At 68.0% G+C, this 9,957-nt stretch carries 11 protein-coding genes and 1 pseudogene; 3 read left to right on the top strand and 9 right to left on the bottom strand.

Annotated elements, in window-relative coordinates; genetic code table 11:
- Positions 1-182 precede the first annotated feature (182 nt).
- From AC1Q49_RS09120 to AC1Q49_RS09110, 3 genes and pseudogenes are all read left to right on the top strand, one after another.
- Positions 183-1,733 (top strand): amidase, encoded by a 1,551-nt coding sequence (locus AC1Q49_RS09120; RefSeq protein ID WP_492491735.1) that lies wholly within the window; start codon positions 183-185, stop codon positions 1,731-1,733.
- A 102-nt stretch (positions 1,734-1,835) separates the two neighbouring features.
- The gene (locus tag AC1Q49_RS09115) at positions 1,836-2,918 is read left to right on the top strand and encodes an IS110 family RNA-guided transposase (protein WP_492491733.1); all 1,083 of its coding nucleotides are present in this window, start codon (positions 1,836-1,838) and stop codon (positions 2,916-2,918) included.
- A 340-nt stretch (positions 2,919-3,258) separates the two neighbouring features.
- A pseudogene (locus tag AC1Q49_RS09110) lies at positions 3,259-3,889 on the top strand (IS5 family transposase); the annotation flags it as partial.
- A gap of 74 nt (positions 3,890-3,963) precedes the next feature.
- Here AC1Q49_RS09110 and AC1Q49_RS09105 read toward each other — a convergent pair.
- The 9 genes from AC1Q49_RS09105 to AC1Q49_RS09065 all read right to left on the bottom strand — a co-directional run bounded on the left by AC1Q49_RS09105 (position 3,964) and on the right by AC1Q49_RS09065 (position 9,881).
- Positions 3,964-4,425, bottom strand: coding sequence for a hypothetical protein (locus tag AC1Q49_RS09105; protein WP_492491731.1), 462 nt, complete (start codon positions 4,423-4,425; stop codon positions 3,964-3,966).
- A 692-nt stretch (positions 4,426-5,117) separates the two neighbouring features.
- The gene (locus AC1Q49_RS09100) at positions 5,118-5,438 is read right to left on the bottom strand and encodes a DMT family transporter (protein ID WP_239281899.1); all 321 of its coding nucleotides are present in this window, start codon (positions 5,436-5,438) and stop codon (positions 5,118-5,120) included.
- A complete protein-coding gene (locus AC1Q49_RS09095) occupies positions 5,438-5,782 on the bottom strand; it encodes a DMT family transporter (protein ID WP_239281897.1) in 345 nt (114 codons plus the stop codon). The genes AC1Q49_RS09100 and AC1Q49_RS09095 overlap by 1 nt, the downstream gene beginning before the upstream one ends.
- The gene (locus AC1Q49_RS09090; protein WP_239281895.1) at positions 5,779-6,318 is read right to left on the bottom strand and encodes a TetR/AcrR family transcriptional regulator; all 540 of its coding nucleotides are present in this window, start codon (positions 6,316-6,318) and stop codon (positions 5,779-5,781) included. Before AC1Q49_RS09090 ends, AC1Q49_RS09095 begins: the two co-directional genes overlap by 4 nt.
- Positions 6,319-6,839: 521 nt before the next feature.
- Positions 6,840-7,160: a hypothetical protein gene (locus AC1Q49_RS09085; protein WP_269268591.1), complete on the bottom strand. Its 321-nt coding sequence runs from the start codon at positions 7,158-7,160 to the stop codon at positions 6,840-6,842.
- Between the two features lie 5 nt (positions 7,161-7,165).
- The gene (locus AC1Q49_RS09080; protein WP_269268590.1) at positions 7,166-7,447 is read right to left on the bottom strand and encodes a hypothetical protein; all 282 of its coding nucleotides are present in this window, start codon (positions 7,445-7,447) and stop codon (positions 7,166-7,168) included.
- Positions 7,447-8,385: a sigma-70 RNA polymerase sigma factor region 4 domain-containing protein gene (locus AC1Q49_RS09075; RefSeq protein ID WP_269268589.1), complete on the bottom strand. Its 939-nt coding sequence runs from the start codon at positions 8,383-8,385 to the stop codon at positions 7,447-7,449. Before AC1Q49_RS09075 ends, AC1Q49_RS09080 begins: the two co-directional genes overlap by 1 nt.
- A 145-nt stretch (positions 8,386-8,530) precedes the next feature.
- Positions 8,531-9,640 (bottom strand): zeta toxin family protein, encoded by a 1,110-nt coding sequence (locus AC1Q49_RS09070; RefSeq protein WP_298744108.1) that lies wholly within the window; start codon positions 9,638-9,640, stop codon positions 8,531-8,533.
- A complete protein-coding gene (locus AC1Q49_RS09065) occupies positions 9,624-9,881 on the bottom strand; it encodes a hypothetical protein (protein ID WP_269268587.1) in 258 nt (85 codons plus the stop codon). Before AC1Q49_RS09065 ends, AC1Q49_RS09070 begins: the two co-directional genes overlap by 17 nt.
- Positions 9,882-9,957: the final 76 nt, after the last annotated feature.

Raw genomic sequence — 9,957 nt, 5'->3', positions numbered from 1 at the left:
TACCGGCACTGGATACGACGTTGACGGCGGATACCTCGCCCGATGATCCCCTCACCCGGTACGCGACGGCGCACGATCACCCCGGGCTGGAGGATCATGCCATCCGCAGTGGTCGCGACGGCGCGACGCGGTCTCCGGCGATGACGGAGGTTAGCGCCGCACCGTTCGCCACTCCTGCCCTGATGTCCGTCTCGGCTGCCGGGAGCGCCGGCGCGAGCACTCCGACCGACCCGACGTCCTTCACGATCACGCAGGCCGATGCCGCGCTCCGCGCTGGCGAGATCACCGCGGTCGAGATCCTCCAAGCATTCACCGACCGCATCCGGCGACACGACCCGGTCTACAACGCCTTCGTGCTGCTCAACCCGCGCGCGCTCCATGCGGCGCGCGCCGCTGACCAGCGCCTGGCCCAGGGGTGGCGACGCGGTCCCCTTGACGGCGTGCCGATCGTCGTCAAGGCCTCGATCGACACGGCGGGGCTGCGCACGTCGGCGGCCTGGAGCGGGGTGTGGCCCGAGGCCGGCGGCGTTGAGCTCCTCCCCGTGCGGGATGCCGCGATCGTGCGGCGGCTGCGGGATGCCGGGGCCGTCATCGTCGGCAAGACGAACCTGCCGATGTTCGCCGGCAGCGGCGACAACGCGAACGACAGCGTCCACGGGGGAACGTTCAACGCCCTCGACCGCCGGTGGGCTCCCGGTGGCTCGTCGACCGGCACCGCGACCGCGGTCGCCGCGGGTTTCGCGGTCGCCGGGATCGGCGAGGAGACGGGCGGGTCGATCCAGAACCCCGCGGCCGCGCAGAGCCTGGTCGCGGTCAAGCCGACATTCGGCCTCGTGCCGAACACCGGTGGCATGCCGCAGGCCGCCTCCACCCGTGACGTGCTGGGTCCGATGACCACGACAGTCGAAGACGCAGCGCTGGTGCTCGACGTCATCGCCGGCTGTTCCCCCCACGACCCCACGACCCGCGCAGTTGCGGGCCGCATCCCACCCGGCGGGTACACGTCGCGGCTCTCGCCTGTGGCGCTGCGCGGCACCCGGCTTGGCCTGTACGGGCCGGGATGGCGCACCGACGCGCTGACCCCCGAGACGCAGCGACTGTACGACGCCGCGATCGCCGCCATCGCGGCGCAGGGGTCCGAGGTGGTGCCAGACCCATTCGCCGGCTCGGGATTCGCGAACCTGGCGATGCCCGTCGACGGCTACGACGCGCGCGGCACCGAAGACCACGCCTACGAACTCGACCGTTACCTGCGCGCACTCGGCCCGTACGCGGCCGTGCACAGCCTGGCAGACCTCGAGGCGGCCACCGGCGTGCCCCTGTTCGGGCAGGGCGGTCCGCTGAACGTCTACATGCACCTTCCGGGCCTCCGCGCATCGCTGCGCGACCCAACGAGACCGCCCGACCTCAGCGCGTTCGCCCGACTGCGCGCAGAGCACCTGCGGATCTTCGAGAAGATCATGACCTCGCACCGCCTCGACGCCCTCGTCTTCCCGCAGCAGTACGCGCCGATCGGCGACCTCCACGGCGGCGCCATCTCAGCGACCACCGTGTCGGAAGTCAACATCGCGGGCCTTCCCGCCGTCGTCGTGCCCGCAGGGCGATACGCTTCGGGGCGCCCGTTCTCGCTGATCTTCGTCGGCCGTCCGTGGTCAGAGGTCCAGCTGCTCGCGTACGCCTACGCGTACTCGGCCGCCGAGCCCGGGCGGGCCGTGCCGCGCCAGCTCGGCTAGACGCTATGGGGTGTTGAGCCTGGGGCCTCCTCTCGCATAGACCGTGGGTTGCGAGCCGGGGTGTTCCGGCTTGCCGAGCCACATATGTGAGGGAGGCCCCAGTTGATTACAGAGCGTACGAGCGTCGGGCTGGATGTGCACGCGCGGAGCACGGTCGCGGCGGCGATCGATGAACGGACCGGGGAGCTCGTGCAGCGACGCATGGGCTCCGATCAGGATGAGGTCGTCGCGTGGGTGACGGGCCTGCCGGGGCCGGTCGCGGCGACCTACGAGGCGGGTCCGACGGGGTTCGGGCTGGCCCGCGCGTTGCGGGCGGCGGGCGTGCGCGCGGTGGTGGCGGCGCCGTCGAAGTTGCAGCGCCCGGTGGGCGATCGAGTGAAGACCGACGCGCGTGACGCGGTTCATCTGGCCCGGCTGCTGCGGCTCGGTGAGATCGTCGAGGTGACCGTCCCGAGCGTCGAAGCGGAGTCCGCCCGGGATCTGGTGCGTGCTCGTGAGGATGCCCGCGGCGACCTCATGTCGGCGCGGCATCGGGTCAGCAAGCTGCTGCTGCGGCAGGGCATCCAGTACTCGGGCGGGAAGACGTGGACCGTCGCGCACGACGGCTGGCTGCGGTCTCAGCGGTTCGAGCTGTCCGGGCTGCAGGCCGCGTTCGACGCCGCTTACGACGCCATGATCCAGGCCGTCGACCGCCGTGACCGGCTCGATACCGCGATCGCGGGCATGGCCGCCGACGGCGAGTTCACGCCGGTCGTGGATCGGCTCTGCTGCCTGCGCGGGGTCTCCACCCTGACCGGGTTCGCTCTCGCTGTCGAGATCGGTGACTGGACCCGCCTGGACGGGCACCGCATCGGCGCGTGCGTGGGCCTGACCCCGTCGGAGACCTCGTCCGGGGCGTCGCGGGCGTTGGGCGGGATCACCAAGACCGGCAACGGTCACGCCCGCCGGCTCTTGATCGAGGCGGCCTGGCATCACCGTCCCGCCTACCGGCCCGCCTCGCCGATCATGCGCGCCCGCTGGGACCGCGCCAGCGCCGCCGCGCGAGCCCGAGGGCACGCGGGCAATCAGCGCCTCCACCACCGCTGGTTGCGCTTCCAAGCCCGCGGGAAGCGCACCGTCGTCGCCAACGCCGCGATCGCTCGCGAGCTCGCCGGCTGGTGCTGGTCCCTGGCCGTCATGACCTGACCGCCCCCCTGGAGCTTCCGGTCGCCGACAGTGGTGACGGCAGCGTCCCGGGCGACTCGCGACACGCCCTATGAGCAACCCGCCGAGCGGGTCACGCTCGATCTCTAGATTCGCGTGAACGCCCCCGCCGAACAAGCCGTCATGCGGTAACCAACCCGCGCATATCAGAGTGACAACGCGTCGAACACGACACGCGCGTCACCACCCGAGACGACCGGAACGAGCGGACGCCGCAGCCGACGGGCACGGCGTCCGCTCACCCCTGCCCCTTGACAAAACCCCACCCCATATCAGGGCGTGTCTGACAAAGGTTGGGGGCTGCGGCTGAGAGTCTCGAGGGCTGTCGCGGTTTCAGATGCTCTCTGATGCTCAGTGGTCGTTGATCGAGGGGATGCTGCCGCGTCCCACGGGCCGACCGGGGCGGAAGTTCTCCGACGCTCGGACGATGGTGGAGGGGATCGTGTACCGGTATCGGACGGGGATCGCGTGGCGGGATCTGCCAGCGGTGTTCGGGCCGTGGCAGACGGTGTGGTCCTGGCATCGCCGGATGGCGTCGGACGGCACTTGGGACCGGGTGCTGGCGAAGGTCACCGCCGCAGCGGACGCGGCGGGGATGATCGACTGGTCGTTGTCGGTGGACTCCACGATCGCCCGCGCGCATCAGCACGCGACGAACACGACCCGCCTCACAGGGGGCTGGATCGAATTGCACGAATCCGCAGATCGAGCCGCCTGATCACGGCATCGGCCGCTCCCGAGGCGGTCTGTCGACGAAGATCCACCAGCTCGTGGACGGCAACGGGCTCCCTCTGGTGACACTGATCACTCCCGGGCAGGCGGGGGACTCGCCGATGTTCCTGCCGCTGATGGCGCAGCTGCGGGTCGGCCGCGACACCGGCCGGCCCCGCACCCGCCCGGACGCGGTCCGCGGCGACAAGGCGTATTCCTCACGCGCGATCCGGTCCCACCTGCCGACGCTCCCTCCACTCCGCGAGCTCGTCCACGCTGGCACCATACTCCCGCCGGAGTTTGGTAAAGCCAGAGGTCAGCTCGGATTGGTCGCGAGCCACTCCTCAACGCCCGTGCACGCGGGCTGACCCTCGTTGCCAGTGCACCAGTTCGTAAGGCTAGCCGGGTCAAGGAACTCGGCGTCGGTGACACCACCGAGGAGCGGGTACTCCTTCGCCGCCGCCCACCAGTCAGCGGGGCTGGTGCAGTCAGCGTAGACCGGCGCGTAGATCGCCTCCCACTGGGCTTCCTCATCGGCGGCGAGCGCGTCGTAGGCGGCTTGTTCCTCAGGTGATGCGTCCACCCCTGGTACTTCTGCATCCCACAGCGGGTGAGTGTCGTAGAGCTGTTCCTCGGCCGCAACGGCGGTCTCGGCGGCGGATCGACACGCCTGCGTGGGCAATCCGTCTGTGCTCGCGTCGCTACACCCGGTGGCCGCGAGCCCGATCACGCTCGCGAACAGCGCCACCGCTACACCACGCGGACTCATCTTCCCCATACGGCGAGGATAGCCGACCGAGGGCGACAAGCCCGTTCTCCGGCCCACGACGGGGTCTTCTTTGACACGCTCGAGCGAGCGACGCGCGCAGCTGCACGAGCACCGATCGCGGGCTGGTGGGCGCCGAACGAACTTGAGTACGCGTTACTTCTTCCTCGGCTCCTTGCCGAACTGCCCGAGCAGGACAACGCTGTTGCGACGTGGGTGGCACGCCGGATTCAGCACCTTCAAGCCGCGACGAGCCGCCAGAGGCAAGTTGAAATCGGGGCGGACGTCGCGGCAAAAGTCGTTCAGTGGGGACGGTACGACCCAAAACCGCCTGGTTCGCCGAGGAACTACAGGGCGACCCCTGGGTGCGAGGTCAACGGCCCCCGCTCGCGGCGAGGTGGCTACGCAGTTTGCGCGACGGGCTCCAACTCATCCCAGCCGACAGCGCTATTCCTCGCGTTTGTCGCGGTCGCCTTTGAGGCGACCGCGACTGGTGAGCGCACGCGCTCAAGCAATCGCCGCTGAGGCACAGCGCTGCCCGCCGGTCACACCCCGCTAACGTGCACTGCCCGTTTACGGATCGGCTTGCGGGCGCCGCTCGATGGGCGAACATGCGCGCCTGATCGAAGCAGCGGGTCCTCGACAGGGACGCAGTTCGGGATCCCGCTCCGAACTTGTTGCAGGGGCCCGTCCGGTTCGCGTGGTTAGTGTGTGGCGCCGAGTTCGACGAGGAGGACTCCGCCGACGACGAGGGCGATGCCGGCGGCCATGATCCAGGTGAAGGGTTCGTCGAAGAGCAGTTTGCTGAGGATGGCGGTGAGGGCGACGCCGGATGCTGCCCAGATGCCGTAGGCAACGCCGAGGCCCATTCCGGCGCTCAGGGTGAGGGACAGGAATGCGAAGGCGGCGAGGTAGCCGATCGCGACGCCGGCGATCCAGATCTTCTTGCCGTGTGTGGCCATGCGCAGTGCGAGGGTGCCGGCGACTTCGAAGAGGATCGCGCCGATGAGGAACAGCCAGGCCATCAGAGTGCCTCTCGCTTCTTGGCGGCTCGTTGGGAGCCGAGCTCGATGGTGAGGACGCCGAGGATGATCAGCGCGATCCCGCCCAGCATCACGGGGGTGAGTGCTTCACCGAAGATGACCGCGGACAGGATGGCGGTGAGTGCGACACCGGAGGCGCCCCAGATCCCGTATGCGACGCCGAGCGCCATCCCCTGCCGCAGAGTGAGGGAGAGGAACAGGAAGGCGCTGATGAATCCGGCTGCCACGAGTGCGTACCAGGCGGGGTGGTCGAGTGCCGCCTTCAGGGAGAGGGAGCCGGCGGCCTCGCTGAGGATCGCGCCGACGAGGAAGAGCCACTTCTTCATGCTTCGACTTTCGAGAGGAGTTCATACGCAGCCGCGAGGATCACGGCCCGTTCGTCGGGTGTGGGGATGTTGATGCCTGTGGCGCCGGCGAACCAGGCGCCGTCCGCGAGCAGCCGAACAGCTGTGATGTATCCGCGCTCAGGGAGCGCCAGCTGCTCGAGGCCCACGAACCAGGTCGAGATCCGCTCCGCCCACCGGGCGGTGAGCTCTTGGCGCAGGCGGGGGTCGGTGAGCATCACGATGTCGGCAGGGTCGGGTTCACGGGTGACGCAGGCCTCGACGTAGATGCCCGCTCGCTCGCGCATTGTCGAGCCCTGGAACGGGGATGTGAGCCGGGCGTCCATCTCGCGCTGCCACTCGTCGGCGACGTGATCGACAAGGCCGAGCATGAGCGCTTCCTTCGTTCGGAAGTGATACATCAGACCCGGTTTGGACAGCCCGGAAGACTGCGCCACCGAGTCGAACGAGATCGCCCCACCGCCACGGATGATGTCGAGAGCGTGCGCGAGGATCTCTTCACGCGAGTTCGATGCCATGCATCTACTTTACCATCCGGTTGGTTAAGCGCGCCTCCGGCATGTTCATAGCGGAGAGCTGCTGCCCCGCCGGGCTCGATAACGGAACTGCCCGTTTAGGGATCCCCTTACGGGACGCCGTTGACGGCCTCGGTGCAGATCAAGCTGTGGCCACCGTCGCTCTCATTGCTTGCACCACAACTGGGCACCGTTCAGATTGCTCACTGGAACAGAGCACTTGCACCAGACGGTGACAGCCATAGGGGACTTCCTCCTCTCTTCGGATCGTAGTGTGCAGGAGGTCTCAGACACGTAGGATTCGTGAGCGCCTTGACGGCGACTCCAACCGCATCAGGTTGCCCGTTCCGGGGAGTCAGCGACGGAGCGTGCGGCCTTGAGGACACGGTGAATGTGGGAGTCGTAGCCAGCAGATTCTCCGCCGGCCCCCTTGGCGGCGCGGCCCCGCGCGCCGCATCCACAACCCCAACGACCAGATCCGCCGGGAACGTAGAAGTGCTCGAAGGCGGGCGGGTTGGCGGAGCTCACTGGGTGCTCCACTGTGGCGCGGGGGCACGCACGGTGACGACGTCGACGATCCCAGGATGCCGCCATACGCGTCCGTCGACGAGCAGCACCGGGCGCGTCCCGACTGCAGCGGTGGGATCCGCCGCGATCTCGCGCGCCCAGGTTCCGATGATGCCGCTGGCGGGATCGGCGAACCCGAGCAGCTTCGGCAGCAACCGCCGCGGCATCCCCGAGCTGACGACGTGGTCGGCGCCTACGAGGAGGGGTGGCGGTTCGACGAGAGCGTCTTCCGGCCGCTTGAGATACACGGTGTACGCGGTCCGAGCTCTGCGCAGCATCCTGCTCATCGGGCTTGCCCTTCCATCTGGCGGTCCGCGGCAACGATCGCGAGGACGCCTTCCAGATCGGCGCGGCGAGCGAGTCGGATCATGGGGCGAGTGATCTCGACGCTCGGGTCGAGCTTGGAGAGTACATAGTGGCGTTGGCGCGCCCGGGCTGCTTCCGCGCACGTCGCGAGAGTGCGCGAGCCGTGGTTGGGGCATCCCCCACGGCTCTTGCACCCGTCGAGGAATCCCGCCGGCGTGCCGTGCTGCACGCGCTCGAGCATGTCGAGGATCTTGCTCATCAGGCTGCCAGCTGCATTTCAGGTGCTGTGGAGAGCTCGGTCACATGGAGCACACGCAGCACGGTTCTCGAGGTGATGTCGAGCAGCTGAGCCGTTTCCTCGAGGCTGTATCCGCGTTCGCGCGCCAAATGAATCGCGACGTGTCGCTCTTCGCGGGTGAGCCGTACGCGTTCACCGCGCAGGGCGAGGTCGATCGCGACCTCGTCGACGACGGGCTCCTCGTCAACGACGGCAGGTTCGTCGTCGGTGTCGATGTCGTCCCAGGCCATAGGCGGAAGCCATCGATGGGCTCGCGCGTACTCGAGCGCGCCGGTGTAGACGGCCCTGTCGTACCGGCTTTCGTGAGGGGGGTGTACGCGCCACAGCCGCTCGTACAACGACGCTGCGGCGTTGTGGAGTTCGGCAGGGATATCGGTCTTGCTGGTGAGGATCCTCGCCATCCTCGATTGGCTGATGTCGAGCATCCTCGCCAGCCGGGTCTGCGCCCACCCGAGCGTCCCAAGGGCCTCGACGCGGCGGCGCATACCTCTCGACGAAACCTTCGCAGCCGGAGGAAGAGAGGTCAGGTCTGGGACGACGGCGAGGAGCTTCTCAGCAGTAGAGCGATGGATGCGTGAAGGAGATGCGCCGCGGCCTCGGCTGCCCTTGTTCTTGCTACCGAACCAGATCGCGCGGACGGTGTCGGCGCTCACGCCGGCAGCTGCGGCGATCGCCTTCACCGTCATGCCGTGTCGGAGAAGAACCCCGATGTGGACCTTGACGGGCGCCGTCGACGACATGCCGCAGTCGTACCTGCCATAGGCGATGAGCTTCTTCCGCTCATAGCAGCGAGTCGTGTTCGCGGCGCGGCATTCCGCGCATCCGCACTTGTGCACCCGGTAGCAGGTCGGCGTGATGCCGTGCTTGTGATCGGGCGGGCAGAGCTTCGTCCTATCCATCCTTCACCCCTCAAAGTTGCTTACATTTATGAATGTAAGCCCTCCATGATGCCGATGCAACCAGAGGGACGATCCCTCCTACCTACAAGGGGTGGGCGTGCGGGGGGAAAGTCGACAAGTTGCCGGCACGAGGGGCGCGACGAGCTCAGTTGCGGGGCTGAGGGCGGCGCCGGTAGAACCCGTCGACATCGCGGCCGTTGCGCTGATGCGGCGCGACCCAGACCTCGCCTGATCCGCTCTGCGCAGATCCGGGCTGCTCGTCAGTTGAACTCAAGGAGAGAGCAACCGGTGTAGCACGGTGAGACGTCGGTGCGGTGGCCGCCGGCGTTCTGCGGAGGGTCCATTTGCGCGACCAGCGCCCATCTTCACGCTTGCCGGCGTATTTCTCGACGAGCTCGGGGGCCGCCTCGGGCTGCTGAACGGTGTACCGCTGGAAGCTGACGACGTTCGCGTTGGCGTCAGCGACTCTTTTCGCGATGCCGGCGCAGATGGACTGGTCGTCCTGTTCGTAGAGGCCGTCGCTGAATCCTGGCGGCACGGCACGGCCGCCGAGCCGTTCCACCTCGGTGGCATCTGGTTTCAGGCTGGCTAGGTATTCGGTCCGCCACCGGTATTCGGCACGGGCTTGCGTCACGGCCTTCGGCCCATCGACGACGACGAGGTCGACCGCGTACCCGTTCTCCTGCAGCATCCGCAGCGTTTCGAATGCTTTTCTCTCGTTCGCGAGGGTGCCGTCGAGGATCACGTTCTCGCCTCGGAGGACGGCCCGGTCTCGCTCCTGCTTCATGAGCAGCGAAGATTCTTCGTGCACGAGGGAGGCGCGTTCTCGAGGCGAGAGCACCTCGGTTCCCGGCGGGGCGAGCTCGTGGTCGAGCGTCCCGTCTCGCTGGGCGCGCAGGAGCAGATGATCCTTGAAGTCGTCGGCGTTCAGATCCCGCCAGTCCTGTTCGGATGACCCGAGATCGGCGATCAACTTCGCTCGCGCCGAGGACTTCCCTGCACCGGGAGGACCGGCCAAGACGATCGCACGTCGGTCTCGCTTGACGTTGGGCCTCTGGGCGCGGAACGCGGTACGAATCTCACGGTGAGCTGCTCGCCGCTCTGCTGAGGGCCGGATGCCGTCCCGGAACCAGCCGGCGTTGTGGACGGTGGAGCTTGAGGTGTCCGCGGCAAGCGGTCCGCCCGGCGCACCCAGCTGCTCGAGCAGCTTCTTTCGGGCGTCGAAATCGACCTGGCGATCAGGGGATGCGTCCACCGTTGGCCTCCGTCACGGCATCGGCGATCTCCTCGTAGAGGTCGTCGTCGATGAAGTCGCAGGCAAGCGCCGTACCGATCTCCTCGAACGATCCCCGCGTGGTCACTGCAGGGTCGTCGAAGGGTGGGGCGATGCGCTCGCGCGCGACGAAGGGGAAAGCCCGCAGCGCGGCAATGAGGTCGGCGCGCGAGATCTCGCCGTCGCTGTACTGCCGCGTGAGCTCGAGCGGAGTGGTGGTCATCCTGATCACCTCCCTCTCAACCGTCATCTCCATACCCCCAGCATACGCCAGGGCCGGTTATATTCGTAAAGGTTCG

The organism is Microbacterium sp. MPR-TSA4, from assembly GCF_058792815.1.
Note: the sequence above shows the minus strand (reverse complement) of the source record. Positions and strands in the feature narration are given on the sequence as shown.

Coding starts and splice junctions, on each gene's coding strand:
- AC1Q49_RS09090 (WP_239281895.1), bottom strand. CDS start 6,318: ATGGCATCGAACTCGCGTGAAGAGATCCTCGCGCACGCTCTCGACATC.
- AC1Q49_RS09065 (WP_269268587.1), bottom strand. CDS start 9,881: ATGACCACCACTCCGCTCGAGCTCACGCGGCAGTACAGCGACGGCGAG.
- AC1Q49_RS09085 (WP_269268591.1), bottom strand. CDS start 7,160: ATGCTGCGCAGAGCTCGGACCGCGTACACCGTGTATCTCAAGCGGCCG.
- AC1Q49_RS09095 (WP_239281897.1), bottom strand. CDS start 5,782: ATGAAGAAGTGGCTCTTCCTCGTCGGCGCGATCCTCAGCGAGGCCGCC.
- AC1Q49_RS09080 (WP_269268590.1), bottom strand. CDS start 7,447: ATGAGCAAGATCCTCGACATGCTCGAGCGCGTGCAGCACGGCACGCCG.
- AC1Q49_RS09100 (WP_239281899.1), bottom strand. CDS start 5,438: ATGGCCTGGCTGTTCCTCATCGGCGCGATCCTCTTCGAAGTCGCCGGC.
- AC1Q49_RS09120 (WP_492491735.1), top strand. CDS start 183: ATGTCCGTCTCGGCTGCCGGGAGCGCCGGCGCGAGCACTCCGACCGAC.
- AC1Q49_RS09075 (WP_269268589.1), bottom strand. CDS start 8,385: ATGGATAGGACGAAGCTCTGCCCGCCCGATCACAAGCACGGCATCACG.
- AC1Q49_RS09105 (WP_492491731.1), bottom strand. CDS start 4,425: ATGGGGAAGATGAGTCCGCGTGGTGTAGCGGTGGCGCTGTTCGCGAGC.